Source organism: Microbacterium esteraromaticum, from assembly GCF_014084045.1.
GTDB classification, from domain to species: domain Bacteria; phylum Actinomycetota; class Actinomycetes; order Actinomycetales; family Microbacteriaceae; genus Microbacterium; species Microbacterium esteraromaticum_D.
Window position 1 is genome coordinate 1,423,152 of the sequence record NZ_CP043732.1, and the last position, 16,730, is coordinate 1,439,881.

At 70.7% G+C, this 16,730-nt stretch carries 14 protein-coding genes and 1 pseudogene; 9 read left to right on the forward strand and 6 right to left on the reverse strand.

Annotated features, from left to right (window positions below; translation table 11 throughout):
- Positions 1-33: 33 nt before the first annotated feature.
- Positions 34-1,059, reverse strand: a complete 1,026-nt coding sequence (locus FVO59_RS06795; RefSeq protein ID WP_182255954.1) for a LacI family DNA-binding transcriptional regulator — start codon at positions 1,057-1,059, stop codon at positions 34-36.
- A 109-nt stretch (positions 1,060-1,168) separates the two neighbouring features.
- On the opposite strand from FVO59_RS06795, the gene FVO59_RS06800 reads away from it, so the two are divergent.
- The 7 genes and pseudogenes from FVO59_RS06800 (at position 1,169) to FVO59_RS06825 (ending at position 9,842) form a co-directional block, all read left to right on the forward strand.
- Positions 1,169-2,920, forward strand: a complete 1,752-nt coding sequence (locus tag FVO59_RS06800; protein ID WP_182255957.1) for a glycoside hydrolase family 35 protein — start codon at positions 1,169-1,171, stop codon at positions 2,918-2,920.
- Between the two features lie 95 nt (positions 2,921-3,015).
- Positions 3,016-3,249 (forward strand): hypothetical protein, encoded by a 234-nt coding sequence (locus FVO59_RS06805; RefSeq protein WP_182255959.1) that lies wholly within the window; start codon positions 3,016-3,018, stop codon positions 3,247-3,249.
- Between the two features lie 77 nt (positions 3,250-3,326).
- A pseudogene (locus FVO59_RS16740) lies at positions 3,327-3,548 on the forward strand (AAA family ATPase); the annotation flags it as partial.
- Positions 3,497-6,160 (forward strand): helix-turn-helix transcriptional regulator, encoded by a 2,664-nt coding sequence (locus FVO59_RS06810; RefSeq protein WP_182255961.1) that lies wholly within the window; start codon positions 3,497-3,499, stop codon positions 6,158-6,160. The pseudogene FVO59_RS16740 and the gene FVO59_RS06810, both read left to right, overlap by 52 nt.
- A gap of 92 nt (positions 6,161-6,252) precedes the next feature.
- Positions 6,253-6,462: a heavy-metal-associated domain-containing protein gene (locus tag FVO59_RS06815; RefSeq protein ID WP_182255963.1), complete on the forward strand. Its 210-nt coding sequence runs from the start codon at positions 6,253-6,255 to the stop codon at positions 6,460-6,462.
- Positions 6,462-7,391: a DUF8832 domain-containing protein gene (locus FVO59_RS06820; RefSeq protein WP_182255965.1), complete on the forward strand. Its 930-nt coding sequence runs from the start codon at positions 6,462-6,464 to the stop codon at positions 7,389-7,391. The genes FVO59_RS06815 and FVO59_RS06820 overlap by 1 nt, the downstream gene beginning before the upstream one ends.
- A 93-nt stretch (positions 7,392-7,484) precedes the next feature.
- Positions 7,485-9,842 (forward strand): heavy metal translocating P-type ATPase, encoded by a 2,358-nt coding sequence (locus FVO59_RS06825; RefSeq protein WP_182256570.1) that lies wholly within the window; start codon positions 7,485-7,487, stop codon positions 9,840-9,842.
- A 50-nt stretch (positions 9,843-9,892) separates the two neighbouring features.
- Here the strand turns inward: FVO59_RS06825 and FVO59_RS06830 are convergent, their stop codons facing one another.
- Together FVO59_RS06830 and FVO59_RS06835 are read right to left on the reverse strand one after the other, a co-directional pair.
- The gene (locus tag FVO59_RS06830; RefSeq protein ID WP_182255967.1) at positions 9,893-10,489 is read right to left on the reverse strand and encodes a DUF305 domain-containing protein; all 597 of its coding nucleotides are present in this window, start codon (positions 10,487-10,489) and stop codon (positions 9,893-9,895) included.
- Positions 10,490-10,580: 91 nt separating this feature from the next.
- Positions 10,581-10,940 (reverse strand): hypothetical protein, encoded by a 360-nt coding sequence (locus tag FVO59_RS06835; RefSeq protein WP_182255969.1) that lies wholly within the window; start codon positions 10,938-10,940, stop codon positions 10,581-10,583.
- A 186-nt stretch (positions 10,941-11,126) separates the two neighbouring features.
- Here FVO59_RS06835 and FVO59_RS06840 point away from each other — a divergent pair, with 186 nt between their 5' ends.
- Positions 11,127-13,274: a heavy metal translocating P-type ATPase gene (locus FVO59_RS06840; RefSeq protein WP_182255971.1), complete on the forward strand. Its 2,148-nt coding sequence runs from the start codon at positions 11,127-11,129 to the stop codon at positions 13,272-13,274.
- Positions 13,275-13,413: 139 nt separating this feature from the next.
- On the opposite strand, the gene FVO59_RS06845 is transcribed toward FVO59_RS06840, so the two are convergent.
- Together FVO59_RS06845 and FVO59_RS06850 are read right to left on the reverse strand one after the other, a co-directional pair.
- Entirely contained in the window at positions 13,414-14,013 is a 600-nt protein-coding gene (locus FVO59_RS06845; protein WP_182255973.1) for an NADPH-dependent FMN reductase, read from the reverse strand.
- 93 nt (positions 14,014-14,106) lie between these two features.
- Positions 14,107-14,697: a GNAT family N-acetyltransferase gene (locus tag FVO59_RS06850; protein WP_182255975.1), complete on the reverse strand. Its 591-nt coding sequence runs from the start codon at positions 14,695-14,697 to the stop codon at positions 14,107-14,109.
- 37 nt (positions 14,698-14,734) lie between these two features.
- Between FVO59_RS06850 and FVO59_RS06855 the strand changes: the two genes are divergently transcribed.
- Positions 14,735-15,826: a VanZ family protein gene (locus FVO59_RS06855; protein ID WP_182255977.1), complete on the forward strand. Its 1,092-nt coding sequence runs from the start codon at positions 14,735-14,737 to the stop codon at positions 15,824-15,826.
- Here FVO59_RS06855 and FVO59_RS06860 read toward each other — a convergent pair.
- Positions 15,793-16,704 carry a siderophore-interacting protein gene (locus FVO59_RS06860; protein ID WP_259363483.1) on the reverse strand — a complete coding sequence of 304 codons (912 nt, stop codon included), beginning with the start codon at positions 16,702-16,704 and terminating at the stop codon, positions 15,793-15,795. The genes FVO59_RS06855 and FVO59_RS06860 overlap by 34 nt on opposite strands.
- Positions 16,705-16,730 lie beyond the last annotated feature (26 nt).

Genomic DNA, 16,730 nt, shown 5'->3' on the forward strand with positions numbered 1-16,730 from the left:
CCGCCCCCTCGTTCTGTCTGTCGGCGCGGCGAGTCAGGTGCGCGGCGGGGCGGTGGATGCCCGGATGACCAGCTCGGGATGCAGATCCGACACACCCTGGGCGTCGGTCCCCTCGATGTGCGCGATGAGGCGCAGGGCGGCCGCCCTGCCCATCTCCTCGAACGGCTGGCGCACCGTGGTCAGTGCGGGCGAGGCATAGGCGGCGAGGGCGATGTCGTCGACGCTCACCACCGAGACGTCCTCGGGCACGCGGCGGCCGGCCTCGTGCAGGGCGCGGATCAGTCCGAACGCCATCTCGTCGCTCGACACGAACACCGCCGTCGCGTCCGGGATGGCGGCGATGGTGCGCCCGGCGCGATAGCCCGACTCCGGCGTCCACTCACCGGGGATCACCGGCGGCGGCACGATGCCTCTCTCGCTCAGCACCTGCTCCCACGCCTCGCGGCGGTGACGCCCCTCGATCCAGTACTCGTCGCCGCCGACGTGCCAGACGGTGCGGTGGCCGAGGTCGAGCAGATGCTCGACGGCGAGGCGCCCGATCGCGTGCTGGTCGACGAGCAGCGGAGCGTCCGGCTGCAGCGAGGCCACCTCGCTGCGCGTCGACGGCGTGCGCTCGGTGCGGGCGCGCATGGCGGGGCTGTCGAGTTCGACAGGAACGCCCAGCACGATGCCCTCGGCACCCTGGCGTTCGAGGCGGTCGAACGCCTCGAGAAAGGCCGAGCTCGACGAGTGGTCGGCCACCGAGGCGGTGGTGACGGTGTAGCCGTGCGCTGCCGCGGCCTTCTCGACGCCGGCCCCGAGGGCCGCCGACGAGTAGCGGTCGGTCGAGACGACGATCATGCCCAGGATGCGCGTGCGCCCGGATGCCAGCGACGCGGCGGCCGCGTGGATCCGATACCCCAGCGTCTCGATCGCCGCATGCACGCGCTGCGCCGTGTCGGGGCGCACGTTGGGGTGACCGGAGAGCACACGCGAGACAGTCTGCGCACTGACGCCGGCGACCCGTGCGACATCGATCTGATTCGGTGCGCGATCGGCGCTCTGGCGGCGGGGTGACATGCGGCAATGGTAACGGTATCTCCGCGGAATATCGGGGCTCTGAGCCCGACTCTGTGCGGTAATGTGATCGCAAACATCCCCTGATCCCCAGCAGCGAATCGGAACCCGCATGTCCCCAGCATCCGCCTCTCTCACCTGGCGCGACGGTGAGATCCTCCGCGACGGCGAGCCGCACCGCATCCTCTCGGGGGCCGTGCACTACTTCCGCATCCACCCCGACCAGTGGGAGGACCGGCTGCGCCGCCTGGCGGCGATGGGGGCGAACACCGTCGACACGTACATCCCGTGGAACTTCCACGAGCGCATCGAGGGCGAGGTCGACTTCACCGGCTGGCGTGACGTCGCGCGATTCATCCGCCTCGCCGGCCAGGTCGGTCTCGACGTGTACGTGCGCCCCAGCCCGTACATCTGCGCAGAGTGGTCGAACGGGGGCATCCCGTTCTGGCTCTCTGCGCGCACCTCAGCCGTGCGCACGAGCGACCCCGTCTTCATCGAGGCGGTCGACCGCTGGTACGACGCACTGATCCCGCAGCTGGCGCCGCTGCAGGCGGCGCACGGCGGTCCCATCCGCCTGATCCAGGTCGAGAACGAGTACGGCTCGTTCGGATCGGATGCCGACTATCTCACCCACCAGCGCGACGCGCTCGTCTCGCGCGGCATGGTCGAGCTGCTCACGACCGCAGACGGCACCACGGCCGACATGGTGCTGAACGGCAGCATCCCCGGCGTGATGGGCACCTTCACATTCGGCACAGGGGTGCAGGCCGCCGCCGAGCTGCGCCGCGACGATCATCACCTCATGTGCAGCGAGCTGTGGGGCGGCTGGTTCGACCACTGGGGTGAGAAGCACCACGTGCGCTCGGCCGACAGCATGATCTCCACCGTGCGCGAGCTGCTCGACGCGGGCGGATCGGTCAGCATCTACATGGCGCACGGCGGCACGAACTTCGGTCTGTGGGCAGGTGCCAACCACGACGGCACCCATATCCAGCCGACCGTCACGTCGTACGACTCCGACGCGCCGATCGGCGAGGACGGATCGGTGAACGAGAAGTTCCTGGCCCTGCGGGAGGTGTTCGCACCGTTCCACGGGGGCGAGCTGCCGCCGGTCCCCGATGCGCCCGAGCATCAGCCCGCGGCATCCGCCCCGCTCGTGCCCACCGCCTCGCTGCTCGAGGTCGCGCGAGCGCAGCCGGTGGCGCAGAGGTCGGCGCAGCCGCTGACCTTCGAGCAGCTCGGCGCCGAGGACGGACTCGTCGCCTACGAGACCGAGCTGTCGTTCGCGCCCTCTTCGACGCTGTCCGTCCTCGGGCTGCGCGACAGAGCCGTCGTCTTCATCGACGACGAGCGCGTCGGCGTGATGGAGCACGATGGTGAGCACGTCGTCGCCCTGCCCGCGGCGGGAGGAGCCGGCCGGCTCACGATCGTCGTCGAGAGCCTCGGCCGCATCAACTACGGTCCGCTCACCGGCGAGCACAAGGGCATCCTGCGCGGCGTGGTGCTGAACGGACGCCGCTACGTGCACGGGTGGGATCACCGGGTGCTTCCGCACGATGCGGCCCCGTCCGTCATCGGCGCCGCCGATGGAACAGGGCTCGCCACCGCAGCCCTCACCGTCTCACGCCCTGCCGATGCCTGGATCGCGCTGCCGGGTTCGGCGAAGAGCATGGTGTGGCTGAACGGATTCCTTCTCGGGCGTCTGTGGGATCGCGGCCCTCAGGCCACGCTCTACGCGCCCGGCCCGCTCTGGCGCGAGGGCGAGAACGAGCTCACCGTGCTCGACACCGACCGCCTCGGCGGCACGGTCGAGATCAGGGAGGCAGCCGAGTACGGCGAGGTCGAGGAGTTCATCGGCTCGTGATCTGAGGCCTCCGCCTTCTCGGAATAGGGATTCCTTCCGATGCATCCGCTCCCCCTCAGCGAGGAGTGTAGGGATGCATCGAAAGAGGAGATCCCATGTACGAGCACCCCTACCTCACCTACCAGGTCAGCGCCGTCGAGATCGAGCGCATCGCGCAGGCGGCGGAGCGCCGCAGGATCGTCGCCGAGAACCCGTCCCGAATCGTGGCGCGCGAAGGCCTGCTGACCCGGATGCTGCGCCGCGCGGCGCCTGCGAAGCAGAACCGCCCCGTCGCGCCGGCCGAGGCGCCCTGCGTGACGGGTGCCCGCTGCGTTCCGCTCGAAGCGTGACGCTCGCGGCGACCGTCCCCGACGTCGGCGGTCGGTGGCACGATGAGAGCATGTCCCTCATCGCGTCGACCGCCGACATGGTGGGCCGAGACGCCGAGCTCGAGCTGCTCGACGCCGCGCTGCGGCGTGCGGCGGCGGGTGAGGCCGCCTCGGTCCTCGTCGCCGGTGAGGCGGGCATCGGCAAGTCGCGGCTGCTGCGCGAGTTCCGCGGGCGGATGGCTGAGTCTGCGCTCGTGCTGACCGGCTGGTGCCTCGACTACGGTTCGACGCCGGCCCCGTACGCGCCGCTGCCCTCGATCCTGCGTGGGGCTCTCGCGGCGCTGGGCGCCGACGCGGCGGAGTCCGCGGGGCCCGCCCGCACGGCGCTGCGGCTGCTGCTGCCCGAGCTGGGGAGGGCCCGGTCGACCGCACGGCGGGGCCGGAGGGTCTGCGCGAGGCGATCGCCAACGTGCTCGAGGCGGCGGCGGCACGGCATCCGCTCGTCGTCGTCGTCGAAGACCTGCACTGGGCCGACGACGCCACTCTGTCGACCCTGTCGTTCCTGCAGCGCGCACTCGCAGGCAGTCGCATCCTGTTCGTGCTCACCTGCCGGGTCGACGAGGTGCGCCGCGGAGGGGCCGTGCGCACCTTCCTCGTCGAGTCAGAGCGGGCCAGGCTCATCGAGCGGATCACTCTCGAGCGCCTCGACGCCGTGCAGGTGCGGGCGATGCTCGAGGCTCTCAGCGGTCCGGCCGACGACGCCACCTTCGCACGACTGATGGAGCGGTCAGAGGGCGTGCCCTTCTTCATCGAAGAGCTCTCGTGCGGAGCTGCCGGCCCGCTGCCCGAGTCGCTGCGCGATGTGCTGCTGGTGCGCTTCGACGCGCTCGGCGACGACGCCCGCCGGGTGGTGCGCACCGTGTCGGCGTCCGACGCGGCGGTCGACCACGAACTCCTCAGCATCGTCGCGGGGCTCGCCGACGAGCGGCTCGACGCGGCTATCCGCGAGGCGCTCGGAGGGGCCGTGCTCTCGGTGCGCGACGACGGGTACGGCTTCCGTCACGCGCTGCTGCGCGAGGCCGTGCACGACGACCTGCTGCCCGGTGAGCGCGCCCGCCTGCACCGCGCCTACGCCGAGGCGCTCGAGGAGCGCGGCGCCCGCTGCAACGAGGCGGCACTGGCCTTCCACTGGCATCAGGCGCACGACGCACGCCGAGCGCTGGTCGCCGCGATCGCCGCGATGGATCGAGCGAAGAGCAGCTTCGCCTTCTCGACCGCCGCACGGTACGGCGAACTGGCATCGGAGCTGTGGGAGCAGGTCGCCGATGCCGCCGAGGTGACCGGAATGAGCAGGATGGCCCTGCTGTCGCGGCTCGCATCGATCCTGCGCAACGCCGGTTACGACGAGCGTGCGCTGACCGTGGTCGACCTCGCGATGGCGGAGGTCGATGACCGCACGCCCACGGCCGTGCGGGTGCGGCTGCTGCGCGACCGGGCCCTGTATCTGCAGAACCTCGCGCGGCCGGGCGCCGTCGCCCTGCTGCGCGAGGCGCTCGAGCTGATGAACGGCGTCGACGACGAGGCTCTGCGGGCCATGCTGCTGAACTTCCTCGCCGGGCGCCTGATGGTCGAGGGCAGCCTCGACGAGGCGATCGGCGCTGCCGGCGAGGCGCTGCGCATCGGGCGCGAGCAGGGGCTCGACGACGTCATCTCCATCGCTGCGAACACCCTCGGCGGGTGCCACCTGCATGTCAGCGGCGCCGACGAGTCGATGCGGTTCTTCGCGGTCGCCCGCGAGCACGCCGCGCAGCACACCGCCATGCTGCGCTATTCGGTGAACTACTCGGACTCGCTCAGCACGATCGGCCGCTTCCGCGACGCCGTGGCCGTCGCCGAGGCCGGCATCGCGCACGCCCGCGAGCTGGGGGTCGAGCGCACGAGCGGGTCGATCCTCACCCAGAACATGGTCGAGCCGCTCATCGAGCTCGGCGAGATCGACCGCGCCGAGGGGCTGCTCGCGAGAGACCTCGTGGTGCGCACCTTCCGCATCTTCCGCGTGTACACCACGGCCTCGCGCATCAGGGCCCTGGTCTGGCGAGGCCGGATCGCCGAGGCGACCGCGCTGCTCGACGAGTGGCGACCCGTCATGCAGCGCGCCGCAGTGATCGAGCGTCAGGTCTGGTACTCGCTGATCGACGCCGAGATGGCGCTCGCGATCGGGGCCGGGCGGATGGCGGATGCCGCCGACACGCTGCTGCGCATGATCGACGACGAAGGCCCGCGGCTCACGCACGAGGCGCGCCGTCTTCTCGACGGCGGGGTGGTCGTGGCCGGTCTGCGCGCGAGCGGAGAGTCCGCGCGGGCGTCGGCACTGGCCGGACGCATCGATGCGGCGTGGCAGCCCTATCGTGACCGGCTGCCCGAATGGTCGACCGTGCTGCGGGCCCTGCTCGACGGGTCGTCGGCGGCTCTCAGCACCGCACTTCCCGCGGCCGACCACCCGGATGGTCCCGCAGTGTTCGCGGGGGTGCTGCGATTCGAGCTCGCACGCGCACTCGTGGCGGAGCACGGCGACCGCGCGGCCGCCGCGTCCGCTCTCGCGGAGGCGACCGCGATCGCCGAGCGCATCGGTCATGCGCGCCTGCGCGGCGAGACCGCCGCGTTCGCCGACGCCACCAGGCTCGGCGCCGCACCGCCGCGCGGAGACGGCACCGCGCTGACCGAGCGCGAACGACAGGTGCTCGACCTGCTCGCCGAGGGGCTCAGCAACCGCCAGATCGCCGATCGGCTCTTCATCAGCATCAAGACCGTGAGCGTGCACGTCTCCGCTGTGCTGCGCAAGCTCGGCGTCTCGTCGCGCACGGAAGCCGCTGCCCGGTCGGCTCTGCGGCGGTCGGGCTCCGAAATGCATCACGACGCACGCGGTCTCTGAGAACTCTTCTCCGGTCGGGAATACCCTAGGGGGGTATCAGGTAGTACTCTGGTGACAGTACCCCGTGGGGGTACACCGAAGAAGGAGACACCATGAGCACCACCGAGTTCCAGGTCACCGGCATGACGTGCGGCCACTGCGAGATGTCCGTGCGTGAAGAGGTCGAGAAGATCGCCGGCGTCGACTCCATCGACGTCAGCGCCCAGACGGGACGCCTCGTCGTCACCTCCGCCGCCCCCATCGACGTCGACGCCGTCATCGCGGCCGTCGACGAGGCCGGGTATCGGGCGGTGTCGGCCTGATGAACACCGCGGCACGCCTGAGCCTGTACGGCCTCGGGCTGGTGGCGGTGTTCGGCGTCGCCGCAGCCCTGTCGGGCGCGCTCGCGCCCGAGGGCATCGCCACCGAATGGACCACCTCCCAGAAGGAGACCGACATGCAGCAGCACAGCACAGCAGGGGCCCACGCCGACGTGACGGACGACCCGGGCCACGGCGGGCACGCCTCTGCGGGGACCGCGCACCTCGGCGGCCTCACCATCTCCGATGGCGGGTACACGCTCGACGCCATCGCAGCGCCCGCCTCCACCGGCGAGCAGGGCGTGCTGACGTTCCGCATCGTCGACGAGCACGGCCGTGCGGTCACCTCCTACGAGACCGAGCACGACAAGGAGCTGCACCTCATCGTCGTGCGCACCGACGGCACGCAGTTCCGCCATGTGCATCCTGAACGCGATGCCGATGGAGTCTGGTCGATCGCGTGGTCGTGGGATGCCGCGGGCAGCTACCGCGTGTACGCCGACTTCACGGCATCCGGATCCGACGCCGTCACCCTCTCGCGCATCGTGCAGGTCGCGGGCGATCACGCCCCGGTCGACCCGCAGCCGTCGCGCCTCGCGCAGGCCGACGGGTACGAGGCCGCGCTGAGCGGCGACCTCGTCGCAGGCGAGGCGTCCGAGCTGACCGTCTCGGTGAGCCGCGACGGCGAAGAGGTGACCGGCCTCGAGCCGTACCTCGGCGCCTACGGCCACCTCGTCGCGCTGCGTCAGGGCGACCTCGGCTACGCGCACGTGCACCCCGAGGGCGACGCGCCGCAGGCCAGCGAGACGGCCGGCCCTGACGTGTCGTTCGCCGCGTCCGTGCCGACCCCAGGGCGCTATCTGCTGTACTTCGACTTCCAAGTCGAGGGCGTCGTGCACTCCGTGCCCTTCGTCGTCGACACCACCCGCTGAGCCACCCGCCGATACGACAAGGAGCACATCGTGAGCACCGACACGGCGCAGACCGACGCCGAGCAGACCCGCATCGATCTCGAGATCGGCGGGATGACCTGCGCGTCGTGTGCGATGCGCATCGAGAAGAAGCTGAACCGGCTCGACGGCGTCAGCGCGACAGTCAACTACGCCACAGAGAAGGCGCAGGTCGTGGTGGACGGGCCCGTCGACACGGCCGCGCTCATCGCCGAGGTCGAGAACGCCGGCTACTCGGCGACACTGCCCGCGCCTCCCGCCACGGCGAGCGAGGATCGGACCGAACACGACGACGGCGAAGGGCCGGAGCTGCGCTCGCTGCGACACCGGCTGATCGGCTCGGCCGTGCTGTCGATCCCCGTGATCCTGCTGGCCATGGTTCCCGCTTTCCAGTTCACCTACTGGCAGTGGGCGTCGCTCGCGCTCGCCGCGCCGGTGATCGTGTGGGCGGCCTGGCCGTTCCACCGGGCGGCATGGGTCAACCTCCGCCATGGCGCCGCCACCATGGACACGCTGATCAGCCTCGGCACGACGGCGGCGTTCCTGTGGTCGCTGTACGCGCTGTTCCTCGGCACCGCGGGCGAGCCCGGCATGACGCACGGCTTCTCACTGACGATCGCACCGAGTGACGGTGCAGCCAACATCTACCTCGAGGTCGCCGCCGGGGTGACCATGTTCGTGCTCGCCGGCCGCTACTTCGAGAAGCGCGCCAAGCGCCAGGCCGGAGCCGCGCTGCGCGCTCTCATGGAGCTCGGCGCGAAGGACGTCGCCGTCCTCCGCGGCGGCTCCGAGACGCGCATCCCGATCGGCGAGCTGCGTGTCGGCGACGAGTTCGTCGTCCGTCCGGGCGAGAAGATCGCCACCGACGGCGTCGTCGTCTCGGGCACATCCGCGGTGGACCAGTCGATGATCACCGGTGAGTCCGTACCGGTCGAGGTCGGTCCGGGGGATGCCGTGACCGGGGCGACCGTGAACGCCGGCGGCCGTCTCGTCGTCCGCGCGACGCGCGTGGGAGCCGACACCCAGCTCGCGCAGATGGCCCGCATGGTCGAGGACGCGCAGACCGGCAAGGCCGAGGTGCAGCGTCTCGCCGACCGCATCTCGGGCGTCTTCGTGCCGATCGTCATCGCCATCGCCGTGGCGGCACTCGGTGCATGGCTCGGCGCAGGCTTCCCGGCATCTGCCGCCTTCACCGCGGCCGTCGCCGTGCTGATCATCGCCTGCCCGTGCGCCCTCGGCCTTGCGACGCCGACCGCGCTGCTCGTCGGCACGGGGCGCGGAGCGCAGCTGGGCATCCTGATCAAGGGGCCCGAGGTGCTGGAATCGACCCGCCGCGTCGACACCGTCGTGCTCGACAAGACCGGAACGGTCACCGAGGGGCGCATGTCGGTGTCAGCCGTGGTGCCGGAGCAGGGAGTGGATGCCGGGGAGCTGCTGCTGCTCGCCGGAGCGATCGAGCACGCCAGCGAGCACCCGATCGCACGCGCGATCGCGTCGGCTGCGTCGGAGATCCCGGGCGGGCGGGTGCTGCCGCCGGCGGGGCCTGCGGGGTCTGCGTCGGCGGGGTCTGCGTCGGAGATCTCGGATGATCCGGATGCCATGCGGCGCGGCGCAGCCCGACTCGCCGACGGACAGGCGGATGCCCTGTCGATTCCGACCCCCGCCCCGGCACTCCGGCGCGCGCTGCCGGCGGTCGAGTCGTTCCAGAACCACGACGGACGCGGGGTCACCGGCGTCGTCGACGGACACGCGATGGTGGTCGGCCGGCTCTCGCTGCTCGAGGACTGGGCGATCCACCCCTCGGCTGAGCTGCTCGCCGCGAAAGCGGATGCCGAGGCCGCGGGCCAGACGGCGATCCTCGTCGGATGGGACGGTGCCGCGCGAGGTGTGATCGTGGTGGCCGACGAGGTCAAGGCGACGAGTGCCGAGGCGGTGGCATCCCTCAAGGCGCTGGGGCTGCGCCCGGTGCTGCTCACCGGTGACAACGAGGCCGCCGCCAGGCACATCGCCGCCCAGGTCGGCATCGATGACGTCATCGCAGAGGTGCTGCCCGCCGACAAGGTGGCCGTGGTCTCGCGGCTGCAGGGCGAGGGGCGGGTCGTGGCGATGGTCGGCGACGGGGTGAACGACGCCCCCGCGCTGGCGCAGGCCGACCTCGGCATGGCGATGGGAACCGGCACGGACGTGGCGATCGAGGCATCCGACATCACCCTCGTGCGGGGCGACCTGCGCACGGCAGCCGATGCGATCCGCCTCTCCCGGCGCACCCTCGGCACCATCAAGGGCAATCTGTTCTGGGCCTTCGCATACAACGTCGCGGCGATCCCGCTCGCGGCCCTGGGGCTGCTGAATCCCATGCTCGCCGGCGCGGCGATGGCGTTCTCGAGCGTGTTCGTCGTCGGCAACAGCCTGCGGCTGCGTTCGTTCCGCTGAATCGAACAGGAGGGGCGGATCGCCGAGCTGTGATCCGCCCCTCTCGTGCGTCAGAGAGCGTCGAGCATCGAGCGCATCTCGTCGATCTCGGCGGTCTGGTCGTCGATCATGCGCTGAGCGAGCTCGAGGGCATCGGCGTCCTTCCCGGCCGAGAGCTGCTGCTCGGCCATCTCGACGGCGCCCTCATGGTGCACGATCATCTGCTCGAGGAACAGCCGCGACGCGGCGGGGCCGTCGGCCTCCTGCAGGGCGGCCATGTCGTCGGCCGACATCATTCCGTCGCCGTGATGCATGCCCTCCATCTCGGGATCCTGCCCCCAGGCGGACAGCCATTCCCGCATGGTCTCGATCTCGGGCTGCTGCGCGGCCTTGATCCGCTCGGCGAGCTCAGCGACCTGCGCGATCGTGCCCTCTTTGGCCAGCAGCACGTCGGACATCTCGACGGCCTGCTGGTGGTGGGCGATCATGTTCATCGCGAAGTCGATGTCGGCCTGCGCGGTCGCGATCGCTTTCGCGCTCGCATCCGGTGCGGCGCTGGCCGATCCGTGGTCCATTCCCTCCATCTCTTCGCCGGGGTTCGTGCATCCGGCGAGGGTGAGGGCTGTCACGACGGCGAGCGCGCCGACGGTGAGTGTGCGAATTCGCATGGGATTCTCCTTTGTCTTCAGTCGTCATGGGTCGTCCGTGCACGCCATCGGTCGACGGCGTGCGACCGGCGAAGCGCCGGTCGACGACAGCTCACGTCCGGCTGATGCAGAGGGCGATGTGCGAGGGCGGTCGCGCGGGAGCCGCGCGGGAGGCGGATGCCCGGCCGCAGGGCATCCGCTGCAGGCTGCGTCCGATGATGACGGATGCCGAGGGGCGGACGACCAGCATGAGTGCGGCCAGCAGGGCGAGCACGCAGGTCATGGCCATGGCCGCATGCGCCGGCGGACCAGGTGCATCGGCCACGGGTGCCTCGGCAGACCATGCCTCGGCAGACCGTGCCTCGCGGTGATCATCGGCGTGGTGCACGGTCGCGGCGGTGCCGGCGGCCGCGCTCATCGCGTGGTCGGGGTTCGTGCCGTGCCCCATCGCGTCGCCGCTGAAGGTGTGCATGCCAGAAGGCCGAGCATGAGCCCGAGCGCGAGGAGCACCAGCGGCGCAGCCGTGCGGGCTGACGGTGTCGGCATCCTCCGCCTCCTTCAGTCATCCGGGCAGCGTTGCTGGGAATACCCCCTATGGGTATCTTAGTTGAAGATCTCAGAAGCCGGTGACCCGGCGCCTGATGCTGAGGAGGAACCGATGGCTGCGCACCCGCACCACGAGCACCCGCGCGACACTGCGTCGGCCCATGATGCGCACGCGCACGGTGCGCACGGAACGCAGGAGATCGCACGAAACGGAGGAGCATCCGGTTCAGAAGCTCCTCCGATTCGTGAGAACTCCTCCGATCCGGATGCCCAAGCCCACGCCCACGAGGGTCACGGCGTTCACGCCGGCCACGGCGACCACGTCGGGCAGTTCCGCCGCCTGTTCTGGATCAACCTGCTGATCGCGATCCCCGTCGTCGCGACGAGCGGCATGTTCGCGATGATCATCGGCTACGAGGTCCCCGGCTGGGCGCGCTGGATCGCGCCCCTGCTCGGCACGGTGATGTACGTCTGGGGAGGACGTCCCTTCCTCACCGGCGCGGTCGCCGAGCTCAGGAGCCGCAGGCCGGGAATGATGCTGCTCATCGGCCTGGCCATCACCGTGGCCTTCCTCGCGTCGTGGGGCGCGAGCCTCGGCATCCTGCACCACGAACTGGAGTTCTGGTGGGAGCTGGCGCTGCTCATCGTGATCATGCTGCTCGGGCACTGGCTCGAAATGCGCTCCCTCGCCCAGACCACCTCCGCGCTCGACTCGCTGGCGGCCCTGCTCCCCGACGAGGCCGAACGCGTCGACGGCGACCGGATCGAGAAGGTCAGCCCGGCCGACCTGCGCAGGGGCGATGTCGTCATCGTGCGGCCGGGCGGCAGCATCCCGGCAGACGGCGTGATCGTCGACGGACGCGCCGACGTCGACGAGTCGATGCTCACCGGCGAATCCCGCGCCATCAACCGCGGCCAGGGCGACCACGTGACGGCAGGCACGGTCGCCACCGACTCGGGGCTGCGCGTCGAGGTCACCGCGACCGGAGACGACACCGCGCTCGCCGGCATCCGCAAGCTCGTCGCCGACGCGCAGGCGTCGAGCTCGCGCGCGCAGCGGCTCGCCGACCGCGCGGCCGCGTGGCTGTTCTGGTTCGCTCTGGGTGCCGCCGTGCTCACGGCGCTGGTCTGGACCGTGTTCGGGATGCCAGATGAGGCCGTCATCCGCACCATCACCGTGCTCGTGATCGCGTGCCCCCATGCGCTGGGCCTGGCGATCCCGCTCGTCGTCTCGATCGCGACCGAGCGCGCTGCGCGGGCGGGCGTCCTGGTGAAGGACCGCCTGGCCCTCGAGAGCATGCGCGACATCGATGCCGTGCTCTTCGACAAGACCGGAACGCTCACCAAGGGCGAGCCGACCGTCACCGCCACAGCGCCCGCAGAGGGCTGGAGCGAGGACGAGGTGCTGGCGCTCGCGGCATCCGCAGAGGCGGACAGCGAGCACCCGCTCGCGAAGGCCATCGTGCGGGCGGCCCCGCAGCCGCTCGCGAAGGCGACCGGCTTCGCCTCATCGCCTGCCGTCGGGGTGACCGCGACGGTCGAGGGGCACGAGATCCGCGTCGGGGGCCCGCGGCTGCTCGAGGAGATCGGCGCCGAGGAGATCCCGGATGCCGTCGACTGGCGCTCCGAGGGGGCGATCATCCTGCACGTCGTGCGCGACGGGGAGGTGATCGGCGGGCTGAAGCTCGCCGACGAGATCCGCGCGGAGTCGCGGCAGGCCGTCGAGGCGCTGCGCCGTCGCGATGTCGAGGTCGTGATGATCACGGGCGACGCCGAAGCCGTCGCGCAGGCGGTCGCCGGCGAGCTCGGCATCGAGCGGGTCTTCGCGGGCGTGCGACCCGAGGACAAGTCGGCCAAGGTCGCCGAGCTGCAGGGCGAGGGCAAGAAGGTCGCGATGGTGGGCGACGGGGTGAACGACGCCCCCGCGCTCGCGCAGGCCGACGTCGGCATCGCGATCGGCGCAGGCACCGATGTCGCGATCGCCTCGGCCGGGGTGATCCTGGCATCCGACGATCCCCGATCGGTCGTCTCGGTGATCGAGCTGTCGCAGGTGAGCTACCGCAAGATGAAGCAGAACCTGTGGTGGGCGGCGGGGTACAACCTCTTGTCGGTGCCGCTGGCGGCAGGGGTGCTCGCGCCGCTCGGCTTCGTGCTGCCGATGTCGGTCGGCGCCGTGCTGATGAGCCTGTCGACGATCGTCGTCGCGCTCAACGCCCAGTCGCTGCGCCGCCTCGACCTGCGCCCCGAGCGCATCTCCTGACCCCCGCCTCCTGCCCCTGACCCCCGCCCCCCTGCGTCGAGAGCACCCCATCTCGCTCGCGCACGGGTTCTTCACGCGAAGAGCCCGTGCGCTCGGCGAGGTCCCGTGCTCTCGACGCAGAAATGGGCGAAGAGAGAGCTCAGTGCATGGTGTCGGGGTCGGAGTCGCCCATGTGGCCGGGCAGGGTGCTCGAGAGCACCCGCTCGACGAACGCGGCGTACTCGTCCATGTAATGGCCGAGGAACTTCGCGGTGCTCTCGTCGTTCACCTCGCCGTCGGCGCCGTACACGTCGGGTTTGAAGGTGATGTACGCCTCGGGGGCGTTCAGCTGCGGAGCATCGAGGAAGCTGAGAACGCTGCGCATCGACGACTGCATGACCGCCGTGCCGATCGCGCCCGTCGAGGCGCCGATGATGCCGGTGGGCTTGCGGGCGAAAGAGTTCTGCCCCCACGGGCGCGAACCCCAGTCGATCGCGTTCTTCAGCGCGCCGGGGATCGAGCGGTTGTACTCGGGTGACACGATCAGCAGGCCGTCTGAGCCCTCGACCGCCTGCTTGAAAGCGGTGACTGCGGCGACCGGCGTGTGCTCGTCGTCGCGGTTGTACAGGGGCAGCTCCCTGATGGGGATCTCGGTGAGCTCCAGACTCTCTGGCGCGAGGCGCACGAGTGCGCCGGCCAGCACGCGGTTGATGGAATCGCTCGCGAGGCTTCCGACGATGTAGCCGATGCGGTGGACCATGTCATTCTCCGATCTTCTGGGGTGTTACAGGTCTACCCGCCGAAGCCGGATGCGACAACAGAACGTCCCACCGCCGGATGCCCTGCCCCGCGGTCAGCGCCTGCCGGACCATTCCTCGGCCAGCAGGCCGTAGTTCATCCCGTCCATCCACTCGCCCGATCGATGCAGAGCCGTCCCGCGGCTGTACTCCTCGCGACGCATGCCGAGGCGCTCCATCAGCCGCCAGGACGGCTCGTTGGCGGCGAAGCATCCGGCGTGCACCCGCCGCAGTCCGAGCGAGCCGAAGCACAGGTCGATCACCGCGCCGACCGCTTCGGCGGCGAGACCGCGGCCGGCGAACGCGGGCGCGAGCACCCATCCCAGCTCGGCCTCCGTGCCGGCCGCCTGCTCGGCGACCTCGGCCTGAGCCCAGCCGTCACCCTGCTTGACCATCAGGTCGCCGATGATCGCGGGGCGACCGTCATCGGCATCCGGATGCACGATCACGAGCGTCATCGCGAGTCGCGCCGGGTCGGAGTACGTCTCGCCGAAGGCCTCGCGCGTGGCCGGAGCGCGTCCGAGCCACCTGTTCACCTCGGGTAGTCGGCGGAACGCCCAGACGGCGTCGAGGTCGTCGATCGTGCATGGACGGATCTCGAGCCGCTCGGTGCGCAGGGGCCAGGCGACATCGCTCAGGGAGGACATCCGGTCAGCGTAGCGCCCGGCAATAGACTCGCTGACCGTGGGGGAACAGGTTCTGCTCGGTGCATTGGCCATCGGCATCGGCGTGCTCGCCGGTGTCGCGCTTTTCGTGCCGTTCGTGTCGATCAGCTATCGGCGGCGGGGTCGGCTGAGCCTGCCGCGGCTGCTGATGTGGTTCGCGGCGCTCGTGTACTTCTGGGCCATCTGGACGTACACGCTGCTGCCGCTGCCTGAACCCGACTCGATCCGGTGCGTCGGAATGATCACCGACCCGATGGAGATGGTGCGCGATGTGCAGAAGGCCATCGCCGCACCGGGCAGCGCGCTGTCGAATCCCGCGTTGCTGCAGCTGGTGTTCAACGTGCTGCTGTTCGTGCCGCTCGGCTTCTTCGTGCGGGTGCTGTTCGGCCGTGGCATCCTCACCGCCCTGCTCGTCGGCTCAGGCCTGTCGCTCTTCGTCGAGACCACCCAGCTGACCGGTGTGTGGGGCGTCTACCCCTGCGCGTACCGCTTCTTCGACGTTGGCGACCTGGTCACCAACACGAGCGGAGCGCTGCTGGGCGCCGTGTTCGGGCTGGTGGTGCCGCGGGCGAGACGTGGCCTGTCGAGGGCGGCGGATGCCCTGCAGCCGCGCCCTGTGACGCGCGGGCGCCGCGCGCTGGCGATGCTGTGCGACGGACTCGGGTTCTTCTTCACGTCGACCACGATCGCGATCGCCGTGCAGTTGTTCATCGGGTACGTGCTGCACGACAGGGTGCTGATGATCGAGGGCGTCGTCTCGGGGCTGGCCGGCACGGGCGGAGCAGCCGCGGTGTGGCTGGTGGTCACGCTGGTCACCGGGCAGTCGGTCGGGGACGCCGCGGTGCAGCTGCGCTACGCGGGATCGGGGATGCCGCCGTTCGCTGCGCGCCTGCTGCGCTGGCTGGGCGGCGTGGCCGGACTCTCGGCCGTCGGGCTGATCGGCAGCGGCGTCGAGGCGCTGTCGAACCTGGCGATGCTCGCGGCGTGCGTGCTGTTCCTCTTCACATCGAAGGGGCGGGGGCTGCCCGGTATCCTCTCCGGTCAGCAGCTCGTCGATGCCCGCGAGGAGGGGTCGGGTCAGGATGCCTCGGCGCGGCCCTCTCGCCAGTAGCCCATGAACGCGACCGAGCGCCGGTCGATGCCGAGGTCGCGAACCAGGTGGCGCCGCAGCGCCGTGATGGTGCCGGCCTCGCCGGCGAGCCATGCGTACTCACCGCCGTCGACGGCATCCGGAACCTCCCAGAGGATCTCGTCGCCTTCCGGCTCGGCGAGTGCAGCCTCCGACACCGCGGCGTCCCTGTGGGCTGCGGCGCGGCGAAGGCCCCACTCGTGCACGGCGGCGCTCAGGCGCACGCCGTGGGCGCCGCTGCCGCGGGCGAGCCACCGCACGTTGACGCCGGAGGGCGCGGAGATCGCGAGGGCGTCGGCCTCGGTCGGCACCTCGATGCAGACCTCGCCCACCGCGTCGGCCGGGAGAGATTCGACGATCGAGCAGATGGCCGGGGTCGCCGTCTCGTCGCCGGCGATGAGCACCGATGTGGCCGCGCCTGGTCGCCACTCGATGCCGCCGCCCTGCTCCTCGGAGCGGGAGTCGGGTCCGACGACGAACAGCGGATCGCCAACGCGGGCCGCCGTGGCCCAGGCGGATGCAGGGCCCTCGGTGCCGTGCAGCACGAAGTCGACGTCGATCTCGCGTGCCTGGGGCCGAGGCGAGCGGATCGTGTAGGTGCGGATCGGGTTGCGCTGCTCGTCGGGCAGTGCGCGCCACCGGCGGTACCACTCGGTCATGCTCTGCGACTCGTCGAACTGTCCGACATCGGTGATCGATCCGTCGGCGAACGGGATGATCAGCTTGATGCGCTGATCCAGGCCGTCGGTGCCGAAGTGCTCGAGGTCGTCGCCCTGCAGAGTGATGCGCGTGAAGTGCGGCGAGAGCGCGATGATGCGTGCGACGGTCGTGCGGAATGTTCGATAAGGGTGGTGGCTCACCACTTCAGCATAGGTTAGGCTCTCCT